This is a genomic window from Streptomyces syringium, from assembly GCF_017876625.1.
GTDB classification, from domain to species: domain Bacteria; phylum Actinomycetota; class Actinomycetes; order Streptomycetales; family Streptomycetaceae; genus Streptomyces; species Streptomyces syringius.
This window is the reverse complement of record NZ_JAGIOH010000001.1, coordinates 6,538,641-6,552,454: the sequence shown is the minus strand read 5'-3', so window position 1 is coordinate 6,552,454 and position 13,814 is coordinate 6,538,641. Positions and strand designations below refer to the sequence as shown.

Below are 13,814 nucleotides of genomic sequence, written 5' to 3'. Positions count from 1 at the left end.
CACGGATGTGAATTCACGCTTTCCCCTGAGCGGTAGGGGCGGGTCGATGGGGTGCCGACTCGGCTGCGGGAGCGTCAGGAGTCAGTGGTTCCGGACCGACGAAAGAGCCATGGACCATGGCATTGTCCTTCGAGCACGATTTTGGTACGGGCATGAACATGCCAAGCCACTGCGCTGCCCTCCTGCGGTCCGTAGGACTGGGAGCGTTCGAATAATAGGGAGCGGCACGCACGTTGGCTAGAGTTCGCGCCGCTGATCCGTTTCGGCTCTTTGGCTCAAAAAGAATGGCCCGCAAACGCCGCTTCCCAGGCGTTTCCTTCTCGGTTCAAGCAGTGCCGCCCGGGAGTTTTCCGAAACGGGCCCGCAACCGGCCTACCACGCGCGCAACCGCACCGACAGACAGGTCACGCAGCCCTCCAGTTTCTCGAACTCGCCGATGTCCACCAGCACCGGCCGATATCCCAGGCCGGAGTACAGCGCGGCCGTCCTCGGGGCACTGGCGGCCATCAACAGCCGGTCGCCGCCCAGCAGCACGACGTGCGCCCCCGACTCCTCGGGCACCGGCAGGAAGCGCGGGAAGAGGGACGGGTCGCCCGCGAGCGACGGGTGGCCGACGATTGTGCCGTCGGGGAGCGCGGTCACCGCGGACTTCAGGTGCAGCACCTTGCCGCCGGCGAGGGGGACGGCGACCACCCGGACACCCAGCGGACCGAAGACCGCGCGCAACTGCCGTACGCCGTCCGCGTTCGTGCGTCCGCCCTGCCCTGCGTAGAAGGTGTCGCCGACCTTGAGGACGTCGCCGCCGTCGAGCGTGCCGGGCTCGCGGAGCCGATCGATGGAGCGTCCGAGGGCCGCGACCGCGTCCTCGGCCCCCGGCGTCTCGGCCCGGCGGCCGGCCGCGCCGGAACGGGCGATGAGGGCGACGTTCCGGTGGACCACCATGGTGTCCTCGATGAAGACCCCGTCCGGGCAGTCGTCGGCGGGGGCGGCCTCGACGGTCCGCCAGCCGTGCGCGCGCAGCGCCTCGACATAGTCGTGCCATTGGCGCAGGGCGAGCGCGGTGTCGACGGGGGTGCGCTCGATGTGGGTCACCAGACCCTCGGCGAGCCGGGGGCCGGGGCGGCGGACCAGAGCGATATTCCCGGACATACAGTCATCCTCTCGTCAACGGACGGGCGGTGGCGGTCTGCGTATCATCGGGCCGGTGATCTCGAACAGCGCCCGCCGCGCCCCTTCCGCTCCCGCCCCCTGCCGGATCACGGTCTGCCGCGGCTGCTGCTGCGGCGATCCGGCGAAGGTCCCCGGTGTCGACCACGGCGGTCAGATAGCGAGGCTGCGCGGCGCCGTCGACGGGGCCGCGCAGGTGCGCGCGTCGGAGTGCCTGGACGTCTGCGACCAGGCGAATGTGATGGTGGTTCAGCCGTCGGCGGCGGGCCGGGCCGCCGGGGGCCGGCCCGTGTGGCTGGGGCTGGTCAACGACGACGACGCCCTGGCGGACATCGCCGCGTGGGTGCGGGCCGGCGGCCCCGGGCTCGCGGAGCCGCCCGGGGTGCTCGACCTCTACGCATTCACGGTCTCGCGACGGGTGAGCGGGCAGCTGGGCGGCCCGGGAGCCTAGGGCCTGTCCGGCGGATCTTCGTGGATCAGCGAGCGGCGTCCGGGGCGTGCGATCGCAAGGCGGAGGATCGCCCTCGTACCGGGCGTACTCGGGCGACTCCGACAACGCAGCGAGCTCCCCCAGCTACCGCTGGGAGGTGCCCCCCAGTCCCGGGCGTCGGGAGCCCGCGAAGATCCGCCGGACAGGCCCTGGACCGGTCAGCGGCTCGGCGACTCGGACAGCGGGGCGGCCGCCGCCTTCTCCAGCAGGAACGCCTCGTTGCCCAGCCCGATCCGGGCGTGCCGCTCCGGCCGCGCGGACTTCAGCACCAGCCCGTAGACCAGCCCCAGGACGACGGCCGCGGCGACGATGCCCGGCAGCGCCCAGCGCAGGGCCGGGCCGGGGTCGGCGCCGATCAGCACGTCGAAGTCCTTCACCGCGTAGACGATGATGGCGAGCAGCGCGAGCCCGGCGACACCGGAGGCGACGAGCCGCGGGGCCTGGGCGCGCGCCGCCCCGCGCCGGACGAAGAAGACGATGACGGCGGCGCTCGCGGCGGCCATCAGCACGATGACGCCGAGCGCGCCGACGTTGCCCATCCAGGTGAACAGCCGCTGGACGGGTGCGGTCGGATCGCCGTGCGGCTTGTCGTCGGTGATCGCGAAGAGCAGGACGGCGAGCAGCGAGACGACGCTCTGGAGCAGCGAGCCGTGGGCGGGCGCGCCACTGGCCTTGGAGGTACGGCCGAACGCGGCGGGCAGCAGGCCCTCGCGGCCCATGGCGAAGGCGTAGCGGGCGACGACGTTGTGGAAGCTGAGCATCGCGGCGAACATGCCGGTCACGTAGAAGACGTGCATCACATCGGTGAAGGTGCTGCCGAACCGGTCGGCGGTGAGGGCGAACAGCAGGTTCGGGCCTTCCTTGCGGGCCTCGCCGACGATCTGCGAAGGACCGGCGGCGACGCTCAGCGCCCACGAGCTGACGGCGTAGAAGAGGGCGACGAAGCCGACGGCGAGGAAGGTCACCCGGGCGACGACCTCCTGCGGGCGGCTGGTCTCCTCGGCGTAGACGGCGGCCTGCTCGAAGCCGACGAAGGAGGCGATGGTGAAGCAGAGCGCGGTGCCGAGCCCGGCACCGCCGAGGGTCTCGGGGTTGAAGGCGTGCAGCGAGAAGCCGTCCTTGCCGGGGCTCGCGACGCCCACGATGTCGAAGAGGGCGACCATGGCGCACTCGACGAGCAGCAGCACGCCGAGGACCTTGGCGTTGAGGTCTATCTTGAGCCAGCCGAGGGCACCGACGATCGCTACGGCGCCGAGCGCGGGCAGCCACCACGCGACGTCGATGTGCAGATACCTGGCGAGCAGGCCGGAGACCTCGTAGCCGAAGATGCCGTAGATCGCGAACTGCATGGCGCTGTAGGCGACCAGCGCGACGACGGAGGCGGCGGCGCCCGCGGTGCCGCCGAGGCCGCGGGCGATGTAGGCGTAGAACGCCCCGGCGTTGTGGACATGGCGGCTCATCTCGGCGTAGCCGAAGCTGAACAGGGTCAGCACCACGCCGAGGATGACGTAGAGGAGGGGCTGCCCGACGATGCCCATCGTGCCGTAGGTGGTGGGCATGACGCCCGCCGTGACCATCAGGGGCGCGCTGGCGGCGACCACCGACAGCAACAGTCCGGCCAGGCCTATCCGGTCGGCGCGCAGCCGTCTGTCCTGGCCCTTGAAGGTGCTGATCTCGCTCGTGGTGCCCGTCGACATGGCGGGGGTCGTCCTTCCCGTGGGGGTGAGCGGGGTTGGAGGTGCGCACGCGGCCGGCGGGGCCGCGCGGGTCACGCCGCGCCGAGCGCGGCGCGGCGAGCGGCGTGGAACGCCTTGGCGGGGTCCCGGTCGGGGTAGGACCAGGGGGCTCGGACGGCGTGCGGCCCGATGCGGGTGAGCAGGGCCGCGGCCTCGGCCATCCGGCCCTCGTGGAGCTTGGCGTGGGCGAGGTAGTTGAGATCCACCTTGCGCCGGGGGTGGGCGGTGGCGGCGGCGTCCTCGTCGACGTCCCATTCGAGCCACCAGTCGAAGGCCGCCTTCATCACCTGCCGGGCCCGCCGACTGGTCCAGTGCCCGGAGCGGGCGGGGTCGCGGGGTTCGAGGCCGGCCCGGGCCAGGACCCGGTAGCGCTCGGCGTGGGCCACCACCGGCAGCACGGCGAGGGGCGAGTCGGCGGGGGCCTGCTCGGCGGCCCAGGAGGCGAAGTCGTAGACCTCGTGCAGCGGGTCGTCCCGGTCGTCCTTCTGGTGCTCGGCCAGGCAGGCGGCCATCAGATGGTGCGCGTGGTGGTGGTCGCGGTGGCGGGCGCGCACCTGGTCGAAGGCGCGGACGCGCTCGTCGTCGGTGCCGGTCCGGCGGGCGAGGACGAGGATGGCGAGCCAGGGCGTCGGATCGGCCGGGGCCATCCTGGCCGCGGTCAGCGCACAGGCACGGGCCGCCTCGGGGCTGCCCTTGCCGCGCACGGCCTTGAAGACGGTGGCGCAGGCGAGCAGGGCGGCGGCGTCGGGGCTGTCGGGCTCGGCGAGCTGCCATTCCCGGGCCCAGGCGACGCTGGTGGCGCCCTCGCCGAGGACGGTGAGGCGGTGGCCGCGACGGTCCCAGTCGTCGCCGGTCTCGGCGAGGAGCTTACGGGCGTCCGCCCAGCGGCCCCTCGCCAGCGCGTCGCGGACGGCGGCGAGTTCGGTGTCGTCGAGGGCGGGGTCGAAGGTCAGCCCGTCCTTGTTCCGGGGGCGGCCCAAGGGGGGTGGGGGCGTCATCGTCGGGCTTCCTCCACGGCGTACGTCCCCTCCGGGCGCCGGGTCAAGGCGTCCGCAAACAAGCTGTCGCAATCACGCACAGCAAAGCGGTAGTCACGGCTCCGAGTCAAGACCGATCTTGCGCTGACATTTCATCAATTGACGCTGCGTCAGCTCTGCTTGCCGACGGACCGTACATCCGGCCAACGAACGACTGTTCGGTAGCGCGGCTGGGGACGGGCGGTCGTTCGGCCGTTTGCCCGCCCCGCCAGCGGAAAGACCGTTGCCCGGCCGCCGCACCGCCCTACGACGGTTAGCCTCGTCCCGTCAAGTCTCCTACGGCCCGGTGGCCTTGAGGTACACGGCGTGTCGGTCTTCGTCTTCGCCCTGAGTGCGGCGTGCTGCCTGGGTGCCGGATTCGTACTCCAGCAGAACGCGGCCCAGCACGCCCCGATGAGCGACTTCCTCTCCTTCCGGCTGCTGCTGGACCTCGCCCGGATGCCCCGCTGGCTGGCCGGCATCGGGCTCATGGTGTGCGGCACGGCCCTCGGCGCGATGGCACTCGGCCGGGGCGAGATCTCGCTGGTGGAGCCGCTGCTGGCGACGAACCTGCTGTTCGCGATGGCCCTCTCCCGGTGGCAGACCGGGCAGCCGCTCGGACCGGCGGGGTGGGGCGGGCTGTGGCTGCTGGCGGGCGGGGTGACGGCGTTCATCGTCGCGGGCCGCCCGCACGGCGGGGAAACCCCCGCCGATCCCCTGCGCCAGTGGCTGTTCATCGGCCCGATGGTGGGCACGGCGCTGCTGCTGGCTGCGGCCTCCAGACGGGTCCGGGTGGTCGTGGAGGCGGCACTGCTGGGCGCGGCGGCGGGGCTGCTGTACGGCGTGCAGGACGCCCTGACCCGGCTGAGCGGCCAGCGGCTGCACAGCGGCGGCTGGGCCGCGCTGCTGCTGAGCTGGCAGCCGTACGCGGTGCTGGCCCTCGGCCTGGTGGGGCTGGTGTTCGTGCAGAGCGCCTTCGAGACGGCCCCGCTGCGGTTGTCGCTGCCCGCGCTGACGGCGGCCCAGCCCCTGGCGGGCATCGTGTGCGGGGTGGGGTTCCTGGGGGACCAGGTACGGACCACGCCTGCGGCGCTGGCCTGGGAGGCGGCGGGGCTGGCGGCGATCGTGACCGGCATCGCGCTGATCGGCCACCACCCGGCGATGCCGGCCGGAGTGGGCGAACCGGGCCGGGTACGCGACCTCCCACCGCGCTGAGCCGCGCACGCGGGCCTGCTGGTTGGATGGACCGCATGACCGATCAGAGCGGGCTGCCGGCCGACGAGCTGCTGGACATCGTCGACGAGCGGGACGAGGTCGTGGGACAGGCGCCCCGCGGCGAGGCCTACGCACGCGGGCTGCGCCACCGCTGTGTCTTCGTCCTGGCCAGGGACGGCGCGGGGCGGATCTTCGTACACCGCCGCACCGCCACGAAGCTCGTCTTCCCCTCGCGCTACGACATGTTCGTGGGCGGCGTGGTCGGAGCCGGCGAGTCGTACGACACGGCGGCGCTGCGCGAGGCCGAGGAGGAACTGGGCGTCAGCGGCCTGCCCGCCCCCACGCCGCTGTTCCGCTTCCTCTACCGCACGCCGGAGCACTCGTGGTGGTCGGCGGTCTACGAGGTGCGGTGCGACCTGCCGGTCGAGCCCCAGGCCGAGGAGGTCGCCTGGCACGCCTTCCTCACCGACGAGGAGCTGACGGCCCGTCTCCCGGAGTGGGACTGGGTCCCGGACGGCCTGGAGGCGTACGAACGCCTGACGGGGACGCGGGACGAAACCGGCGGCCGGCAGTAGACGGGCCACTGCGGCCGGGGGGTACCCAACCCTCCCCGCCCAAGGGCGGAGGCGCCGCGGGCCCGTCCACGGACGTGATGGCGTGCCGGGTAACCAGCCCCTCCTCCCCCCAGGGGCGGAGGCGCCGCAGGCTCACCGGCGTGAGGGCTCGGGACGCGCAGGTGGGTCGCGGGGCGTAAAGCGAAGCGGCCCCGCGACCCACCGGAGCGGCACGGGCCCGCCCCACGACCGGGCCCGCACAGGGGCCGACGGCCCAAACCCCACCACCCGCCGAAGGCGGGAAACGGCGCCGCACAGGGCTGACGGCCCAACCCCACCAGCCCGCCGCAGGCGAACCCGCAACGGGGCGAAGCCCAAACCCCACAGCCCGCCGCCGGCGAACGCGTCAGACCGTAACCACGATCTTCCCCCGCGTATGCCCCTCCGCACTCAGCCGCTGCGCGTCCGCCGTCTTCTCCAGCGGGAACACCTCCGCGACCTCGACCGTCAGCACACCCTGCTCCGCCAGGTGGCTGAGCGCGGTGAGGTCGGCGGCGTCGGGGCGGACCCACAGCAGGCGGCCGCCGAGGGCCGCCACCTCCGGGTCCGCGATGGAGATCAGCCGGGCGCCGGGGGCGGTCACCTCGGGCGAGGTGTGGATCGTTCCGCCACCGACCAGGTCGAGGACCACGTCGACGCCCTCGGGCGCCAGGGCGCGCACCCGCCCGGCCAGGCCGTCCCCGTAGGTGACGGGCTCGGCGCCCAGCGCGCGGAGGTAGTCGTGGTTGCGCTCGCCCGCCGTGCCGATGACGCGGGCCCCGAGGTGCTTGGCGAGCTGTACGGCCATGGTGCCGACACCGCCGGCGGCGGCGTGCACCAGGACGGTGTCCCCCTCGCCGGTGCCGGCCGCCCGCAACGCCTGGTAGGCGGTCAGGCCCGCCAGCGGAATGCCCGCGGCCTGCTCGAAGGTGAGGTTGGCCGGCTTGCGCGCGAGGGTGCGCACCGGCGCGGCCACGTACTCGGCGAAGGTGCCACGGGAGAGGAGGTCCTCACGGACGTAGCCCATGACCTCGTCGCCGATCGCGAACTCGGGGGTGTCCGCGCCCAGGGCGACGACGACGCCGGAGACGTCCCAGCCCGGCACGACCGGGAAGACGGCCTGGAGCATGCCGTCGAGGTAGCCCGCCTGGGCCTTCCAGTCGACGGGGTTGACGGCCGCGGCCCTGACCTTGACCAGGACCGAGTCCGGGCCCACCTTGGGCTCGGGGAGCTCGCCGAACTCCAGGACCTCGGGTCCGCCGTAGGCGCGGTAGCTGATGGCCTTCATGGTGGTGCTCCTTACGGGATACGGGATACGGGATAGCGTGAGCGGGGCCGGTGGGTCAGGCGTGGGCGGATGCGGTCCCAGCGTCCGCCGTGGCGGAGTGGTCCGCCACTTCGGCCGGGCGCGGGCCGTGGATCCTGCGCAGGCCCCACCAGGCGACGAACGCGACCAGCAGGAACGCGGTGCCCGCGATCACGAAGGTCAGCGTGAACTGGCTCTCCGCGGGAAGCTTCGGTGCACCGGGCGGCAGGTGCTCGAGGCTCTTGGAGGCGAGCACCGTGGTGATCATCGCGCTGCCGATGGCACTGCCGGTCGAGCGGGAGATGGAGTTGATGCCGTTGGCGATGCCGGTCTGGCGGGGCGGCACACTGGCGACGATCACTGCGGGCATGGCGGCGTAGCCGAAGCTGATGGCCGCGCCGACGAACATGCCGGCGGCGATGACGGAGAAGGCGTGCTCGTGGTCGAGGGCGATCCAGACGAAGCCCGCGGTGCCGATGAGCGCGGCGAGCAGCAGCACCAGGCGCGGGCCCTTGTGGCGGACGAGCTGGCCGCCGACGGGGGCCGCGAGCAGCGAGACGATCGTGCTGGGCAGCAGGAACTGGACGGAGGCGCGCAGGACACTGGCGTCGAAGCCGTAACCGGCGATCTTCGACGGCATCTGCACGAGGTAGGAGACGCCGATGAAGAGCGCGAAGGAGCCGAAGCCGACGAGCAGACCGGCGATGTTCGCGAAGAGCACCGGACGGTGGGAGAACATCCTCATGTCGACCAGCGGCTCGCGCACCGTGCGTTCGATGAACGTCCAGACGGCGGCCATCACCACGGCGCCGGCGAAGCAGCCGATCGTCCGGACGGAGGACCAGCCCCACTCGTGGCCCTGGGTGATGGGCAGCAGGAGCAGGACGAGGGTGGCGGCGAGGCTCAGCGCGCCGAGGACGTCGGTGCGGCCGCCGGTGGTCTCCCGGGTGGCGGGGACGAGGAGGACGACGGCGAGCAGGGCGAGCGCGGCGAGGCCGGTGGCCAGCCAGAAGGCACTGCGGTAATCGGGGTTGTCGCCGGAGGTCAGCAGCCCGGTGGCGACGAGCGCGAGGCCGCTGCCGAACGCGAGGGTGCCGCTGACCATGGCCATCGCGCCGGGCAGCTTCGCGGGGCGGACCTCTTCCCGCAGGACGGACAGCGCGAGCGGGAAGATCGCGGTGGCGGCACCCTGGAGCACCCGGCCGACGATGAGCCACAGCAGGGAGTGCGTGACGGCCGCGAGGACCGAGCCCGCGACCATGACGATCAGCACGCCGACGAGGGTCTTCTTCTTGCCGTGCTGGTCGCCGAAGCGGCCCAGCAGCGGGGTGAAGACCGCGGCGGAGAGCAGGGTGGCGGTGGTGACCCAGCTGACATCGGCCGAGGAGGTTTCGAGGTCCTTCTGGATGAGGCCGAGGATCGGCACGACCAGCGTCTGCATCATCGAGACGACCATGGCGGCGAGGCTCAGGGCGAAGATCGTTGCTGTTTCGGCGAACGTCTCGTTCCGCTGCTTGCCGCCTGGTGCGGTGGTGGCTTGGGTGCTCATGAGGGGTGGCGGGTCCTTCGAGTTACTTCACGACATGGATGCTTGAGATCGTCAAGCAACTCGATGCACGGTAAGTCGAAATAGTTCACATAGTCAAGTTAATGTTTTACGGGCTCAAGCTCTTGAGTACACTTCAACCATGACCGCGACCCCCCAGCCCCCGACCAAGGCCCAGCTCCTGGAGCTGGTGGCGGCGCTCGGCACCGCCCAGTGGCAGGACTTCGCGGCCGCCGCCGCCCGGCACGGGCTCACCTCCGTCCAGGCGAAACTGCTCGCCCAGCTCAAGGGCCCGGTGCCGATGCGCGGCCTCGCCACCCTGCTGGTCTGTGACGCCTCCAATGTCACCGGCATCGTGGACCGCCTCGAATCGCGCGGCCTGGTCCGCCGCGAGCCCGACCCCCGCGACCGCCGCGTGAAGAACGTGGTCGCCACCGACGAGGGCCTGGAGACCATCCAGCGCGTCCGGGCCGAGATGCAGGCCACGCACAGCGCGCTCGACGCCCTCGACGAGGAGGAGCGCACCGCGCTCTACGGCCTGCTGGAGCGGCTGCGCCCGGGCCTGGAGCGCCGTGGCTGACCTGCCCTCCCCCGGCCGGAGGGTGACCGTATTCTGACGGTCAGTCCGATCCGCGCGCCCGCGCGGACACCAGGGGAGGCCAGCGATGTCCAGCTCGACCACCGTCCGAGCCGTCGAACCGGCGGATACGGAGCCGTACACGGTCCCGCTCGCACCGGGGGTGAGCGCGTTCGTCCAGCCCGACGGCGGCTGGTGCCTGAACAACGCCGGGTTCGTGACGGCCGGCGGCCGGACCCTGCTGATCGACACCGCCGCGACCGAGCGGCGGGCGCGCCTGCTGCGCGCCGCCGTCACCGACAGCGGCGCCCCGCTGCCCACCACCGTGGTCAACACCCACCACCACGGCGACCACACCTACGGCAACTGCGTGTTCCCCGAGGCCACCGTCGTGGGGCACACGGCCTGCCGCGAGGAGACCCTCGCCGCGGGGCACCAGCTGCACGGCATCTGGCCCGGGGTCGACTACGGCGAGGTCGCCATCACCCCCGCCACCCTCACCTACTCCGACACGCTCACCGTCCACGTCGGCGACATCGAGGTGCGCCTGATCCACCCGGGTGTCGCCCACACCGTCGGCGACACCGTCGCCTGGCTGCCGGAGCAGGGCATCGTCTTCACCGGCGACCTGATCTTCAACGGCGGCACCCCCTTCCTCATGATGGGCTCCCTCGCGGGATCGCTGCGCGCCCTGGAGCGGCTGCGCTCGCTCGACGCCCGGATCGTGGTGCCCGGCCACGGCCGCGTCACCGACCCAGGGGTGTACGACGCCACGGAGGCCTATCTGCGGTACGTCGACGAGCTGGCCCGCACCTCCCACGCGGCGGGGCGCACCCCGCTGGAGGCCGCTCGCGAGGCGGATCTCGGCGCGTTCGCGTCGCTGCGCGAGAGCGAGCGCCTGGTCGCCAATCTGCACCGCGCCTACGCCGAGCTGGAGGGGCTGCCGTGGGGCGCCCCGCTGAACCTGCCGGAGGTCCTCGGGGACATGATGACGATGAACGGCGGCAAACCGATGGCCTGCCACGCCTGATCCGTGCGCGCCCCCGGGCCGGCCGGCCCGGGGGCGGCCGGCGGCCGGGGAGACGGGCCGGCGGACCACTTTCTTTCCGGGTGCCCCTAGACGGCATACCGACCGGTCGGCATCATGATCGGGGACCGCACGTCCGTATGTTCAACTCCCCGTGGAGGAGCACTCGATGAGCAAGGGCAACCCCCCAGGGCTCGACCTGGAACGGCTGCGCGCGTATCTGGAACGGGAGCGGCCCGGGCTGGTGCGCGGGCCGCTGGGCGCGGAGCTGATCGAGGGGGGACGTTCCAACCTCACCTACGCCGTCACGGACGGCACCGGCCGCTGGGTGGTGCGCCGCCCGCCGCTCGGGCACGTGCTCGCCACCGCCCATGACATGGGGCGCGAGCACCGGGTGATCAGCGCGCTGCGTGACACCGCCGTGCCGGTGCCCGGGGCGATCGCGCTCTGCGAGGACGAGGACGTCCTCGGATCGCCCTTCTACGTCATGGAGTTCGTGACCGGCACGCCGTACCGCACGGCCGAACAGCTCGGCGTTCTCGGCCCCGTCCGGACCCGCGAGGTCGTCCTCGGCCTCGCCGACACGCTCGTGGCCCTGCACGCCGTGGACCCCGACGAGGTGGGGCTCGGGGACTTCGGGCGGCCGGAGGGCTTCCTGGAGCGGCAGTTGCGGCGCTGGGGCAAGCAGCTGGAGGCCTCCAGGAACCGCGAGCTGGCCGGGATCGACGCACTGCGCGAGGCGCTGGGCGCGGCGCTCCCGCAGTCCCCCGCGCCCGCGGTCGTGCACGGCGACTACCGGCTGGACAACGTCCTGATCGGCGCCGACGGCACCGTCGAGGCCGTCCTGGACTGGGAGATGTCCACGCTCGGCGACCCGCTCACCGATCTCGGGCTGCTGATGATGTACAGCGAGCAGCGGCCCGTTCCCGGCTCGCCGATCTCCACCACGCGCGACGCCCCCGGCCATCCCGAGCCCGCCGAGATCGTCGAGCGCTACGCCGCGCGCTCGGGCCGCGACGTCTCCGCCCTCCCCTGGTACACCGCCTTCGCCTACTTCAAGCTCGCGGTCATCCTCGAAGGCATCCACTACCGCTACACGCTCGGCCGGACCCTCGGCCCGGGCTTCGACCGCATCGGGCAGCTCGTGCCGCTCTTCGTCGAAGGCGGCCTCACCACGCTCCGGAAGGGCTGAGCCATGGACTTCGCGTTCGACGCGCGCACCGAGGAGCTGCGCGGCAAGCTGCTGGCCTTCATGGACGAGCACGTGTACCCGGCGGAGGCGGTCGCCGAGGAGCAGCGCGCCGCCCTCGCGGACCCGTGGGACACCCCGCCCGTCGTCGAGGAGCTGAAGGCCGAGGCCCGGCGGCGGGGGCTGTGGAACCTCTTCTTTGTGGACCAGCACAGCCTGCCTGATGCGGAGCACGGCGCCGGGCTGACCAACGTCCAGTACGCGCCGCTCGCCGAGATCACCGGCCGCAGCCCGCAGCTCGCCCCCACCGCCCTGAACTGCGCGGCCCCCGACACGGGGAACATGGAGGTGCTCGCCCAGTTCGGCACCGAGGAGCAGCGCAAGCGCTGGCTCCATCCGCTGCTCGCCGGCGAGATCCGGTCCGCGTTCGCGATGACCGAGCCGGAGGTCGCCTCCTCCGACGCCACGAACATCGGGACGCGGATCGAGCGGGACGGCGACGACTACGTCATCACCGGTCGCAAGTGGTACATCTCCGGTGCGATGAACCCCCGTTGCGAGATCTTCATCGTCATGGGCAAGACCGACCCCGAGGGCGCCGACCCGCGCCGCCAGCAGTCCATGGTCCTGGTCCCGCGCGACACCCCCGGCGTCGAGGTCAGGCGCGCCATGCGGGTCTACGGCTACGAGGACCACTACCACGGCGGCCACGCCGAGGTGGTCTTCGACGGCGTCCGCGTCCCGGCGACGAACGTCGTCGGCGAGGAGGGCGGCGGGTTCGCCATCGCCCAGGCCCGCCTCGGCCCCGGCCGGATCCACCACTGCATGCGCCTGATCGGCATGGCCGAGCGCGCCATCGAGCTGATGTGCCGGCGCGCGACGGACCGCACGGCGTTCGGCAAGCCGCTGGCGGCGCAGGGCGTCGTCCAGGAGTGGATCGCCGATTCCCGGGTCGCGGTCGAGCAGTTGCGGCTGCTGGTGCTGAAGACCGCGTGGCTGATGGACACCGTCGGCAACCGCGGGGCGCACACGGAGATCCAGGCCATCAAGATCGCGACGCCGCGCACGGTCGCCGGCATCATCGACAAGGCGGTCCAGCTGCACGGCGCGGGCGGTGTCGGCCAGGACTTCCCGCTCGCCGAGCTGTGGGCCGCGGCGCGGACGCTGCGGCTGGCCGACGGGCCGGACGAGGTGCACCAGCGGTCGCTGGCGCGGCGGGAGTTGAAGAAGTACCGGTAGCCGTGCGGGCGGCTTCCGCCGACTCGTCTGTGCCCGCCTGCGGCGGCGAGCGCCCTGCGGGCGCGTCCTCAATCGCCGGACGGGCTTGATCGCTAGGGCCGCAGGGCCCGCATCAGGAGGTCCGCCAAGTGCTCCGCGACCTGCTGGGGGCGGAGCGGTCCGTCGGGGCGGTACCAGCTGCTGAGGTGGTGGACCGAGCCGAAGTGGTAGTCCACCACCAGGTCGGCGGGGGTCGCCGCGCTGAACACCCCGGTGCGCTGGCCCTCCTCGACCAGCGCGCGGAATCTCTCGTGGTAGCGGCGGCGTTCGGCCCGCACCTGCTTGTCCTTCTCCGGCGCGAGGTGGTGCATGGACCGGAAGAAGATCTTCGTGTCGTCGAGGTTCTCGATCGTCGTGACGACGACGTCGGCGGCCGCGTCCCGCAGCCGCCGCTCGACGGGGGCGTCCGAGTCCGCCAGGGCGTCCAGCCGCTCCTGCTGGAGCCGCAGGACCCGCGCGTAGACCTCGTGCAGCAGGTCGTCCTTCGACCCGAAGTAGTGATAGAGCGCGCCCTTGGTGACGCCCGCCGCCTCGACGATCTCCTGCACGGACGTCCGGTCGTACCCCTGGTCCGCGAAGAGGCGGGTGGCGGCGGCCAGCAGCCGCTGCGGCACGGCCCTGCCGCCGCCGTCCGTCGTTCCGGCCGTCGTCGTCCTGGTCATCGCCGCCACCCG

The 13,814-nt window shown here is 72.6% G+C and carries 13 protein-coding genes; 7 read left to right on the top strand and 6 right to left on the bottom strand.

Going from position 1 to position 13,814, the window contains the following annotated elements:
• Positions 1-372 precede the first annotated feature (372 nt).
• Positions 373-1,149, bottom strand: a complete 777-nt coding sequence (ddaH, locus tag JO379_RS28760; RefSeq protein ID WP_130881274.1) for a dimethylargininase — start codon at positions 1,147-1,149, stop codon at positions 373-375.
• A 58-nt stretch (positions 1,150-1,207) separates the two neighbouring features.
• On the opposite strand from ddaH, the gene JO379_RS28755 reads away from it, so the two are divergent.
• Complete coding sequence (locus JO379_RS28755; protein WP_372449152.1) at positions 1,208-1,618, top strand: (2Fe-2S) ferredoxin domain-containing protein; 411 nt, start codon at positions 1,208-1,210, stop codon at positions 1,616-1,618.
• A 197-nt stretch (positions 1,619-1,815) separates the two neighbouring features.
• Here the strand turns inward: JO379_RS28755 and JO379_RS28750 are convergent, their stop codons facing one another.
• On the bottom strand, positions 1,816-3,354 hold the full coding sequence (locus JO379_RS28750) for an APC family permease (protein WP_130881275.1): 1,539 nt from the start codon (positions 3,352-3,354) through the stop codon (positions 1,816-1,818).
• Positions 3,355-3,425: 71 nt separating this feature from the next.
• Positions 3,426-4,391, bottom strand: coding sequence for a hypothetical protein (locus JO379_RS28745; RefSeq protein ID WP_130881276.1), 966 nt, complete (start codon positions 4,389-4,391; stop codon positions 3,426-3,428).
• A 345-nt stretch (positions 4,392-4,736) separates the two neighbouring features.
• Here JO379_RS28745 and JO379_RS28740 point away from each other — a divergent pair, with 345 nt between their 5' ends.
• Both JO379_RS28740 and JO379_RS28735 read left to right on the top strand, forming a co-directional pair.
• Positions 4,737-5,624: a DMT family transporter gene (locus JO379_RS28740; RefSeq protein WP_130881277.1), complete on the top strand. Its 888-nt coding sequence runs from the start codon at positions 4,737-4,739 to the stop codon at positions 5,622-5,624.
• A 35-nt stretch (positions 5,625-5,659) separates the two neighbouring features.
• A complete protein-coding gene (locus tag JO379_RS28735; RefSeq protein ID WP_209517639.1) occupies positions 5,660-6,199 on the top strand; it encodes an NUDIX hydrolase in 540 nt (179 codons plus the stop codon).
• A gap of 385 nt (positions 6,200-6,584) precedes the next feature.
• Here the strand turns inward: JO379_RS28735 and JO379_RS28730 are convergent, their stop codons facing one another.
• Positions 6,585-7,505, bottom strand: coding sequence for an NADP-dependent oxidoreductase (locus JO379_RS28730; protein ID WP_130881279.1), 921 nt, complete (start codon positions 7,503-7,505; stop codon positions 6,585-6,587).
• A 55-nt stretch (positions 7,506-7,560) separates the two neighbouring features.
• The gene (locus tag JO379_RS28725) at positions 7,561-9,072 is read right to left on the bottom strand and encodes an MFS transporter (RefSeq protein WP_130881280.1); all 1,512 of its coding nucleotides are present in this window, start codon (positions 9,070-9,072) and stop codon (positions 7,561-7,563) included.
• Positions 9,073-9,211: 139 nt separating this feature from the next.
• Between JO379_RS28725 and JO379_RS28720 the strand changes: the two genes are divergently transcribed.
• From JO379_RS28720 to JO379_RS28705, 4 genes are all read left to right on the top strand, one after another.
• On the top strand, positions 9,212-9,649 hold the full coding sequence (locus JO379_RS28720) for a MarR family winged helix-turn-helix transcriptional regulator (protein WP_130881281.1): 438 nt from the start codon (positions 9,212-9,214) through the stop codon (positions 9,647-9,649).
• Positions 9,650-9,734: 85 nt separating this feature from the next.
• Positions 9,735-10,676 (top strand): MBL fold metallo-hydrolase, encoded by a 942-nt coding sequence (locus tag JO379_RS28715; protein WP_130881282.1) that lies wholly within the window; start codon positions 9,735-9,737, stop codon positions 10,674-10,676.
• Positions 10,677-10,842: 166 nt separating this feature from the next.
• Entirely contained in the window at positions 10,843-11,865 is a 1,023-nt protein-coding gene (locus tag JO379_RS28710) for a phosphotransferase family protein (RefSeq protein WP_209517637.1), read from the top strand.
• A 3-nt stretch (positions 11,866-11,868) separates the two neighbouring features.
• Positions 11,869-13,101 carry an acyl-CoA dehydrogenase family protein gene (locus JO379_RS28705; RefSeq protein WP_130881284.1) on the top strand — a complete coding sequence of 411 codons (1,233 nt, stop codon included), beginning with the start codon at positions 11,869-11,871 and terminating at the stop codon, positions 13,099-13,101.
• 92 nt (positions 13,102-13,193) lie between these two features.
• On the opposite strand, the gene JO379_RS28700 is transcribed toward JO379_RS28705, so the two are convergent.
• A complete protein-coding gene (locus JO379_RS28700) occupies positions 13,194-13,802 on the bottom strand; it encodes a TetR/AcrR family transcriptional regulator (protein WP_130881285.1) in 609 nt (202 codons plus the stop codon).
• Positions 13,803-13,814: the final 12 nt, after the last annotated feature.

Excerpts from the sequence above, each read along its gene's own strand:
- JO379_RS28705 (WP_130881284.1), top strand. The coding sequence starts at position 11,869 with ATGGACTTCGCGTTCGACGCGCGCACCGAGGAGCTGCGCGGCAAGCTG.
- JO379_RS28735 (WP_209517639.1), top strand. The coding sequence starts at position 5,660 with ATGACCGATCAGAGCGGGCTGCCGGCCGACGAGCTGCTGGACATCGTC.
- JO379_RS28715 (WP_130881282.1), top strand. The coding sequence starts at position 9,735 with ATGTCCAGCTCGACCACCGTCCGAGCCGTCGAACCGGCGGATACGGAG.
- JO379_RS28700 (WP_130881285.1), bottom strand. The coding sequence starts at position 13,802 with ATGACCAGGACGACGACGGCCGGAACGACGGACGGCGGCGGCAGGGCC.
- JO379_RS28750 (WP_130881275.1), bottom strand. The coding sequence starts at position 3,354 with ATGTCGACGGGCACCACGAGCGAGATCAGCACCTTCAAGGGCCAGGAC.
- JO379_RS28725 (WP_130881280.1), bottom strand. The coding sequence starts at position 9,072 with ATGAGCACCCAAGCCACCACCGCACCAGGCGGCAAGCAGCGGAACGAG.
- JO379_RS28745 (WP_130881276.1), bottom strand. The coding sequence starts at position 4,391 with ATGACGCCCCCACCCCCCTTGGGCCGCCCCCGGAACAAGGACGGGCTG.
- JO379_RS28730 (WP_130881279.1), bottom strand. The coding sequence starts at position 7,505 with ATGAAGGCCATCAGCTACCGCGCCTACGGCGGACCCGAGGTCCTGGAG.
- JO379_RS28720 (WP_130881281.1), top strand. The coding sequence starts at position 9,212 with ATGACCGCGACCCCCCAGCCCCCGACCAAGGCCCAGCTCCTGGAGCTG.
- ddaH (WP_130881274.1), bottom strand. The coding sequence starts at position 1,149 with ATGTCCGGGAATATCGCTCTGGTCCGCCGCCCCGGCCCCCGGCTCGCC.
- JO379_RS28710 (WP_209517637.1), top strand. The coding sequence starts at position 10,843 with ATGAGCAAGGGCAACCCCCCAGGGCTCGACCTGGAACGGCTGCGCGCG.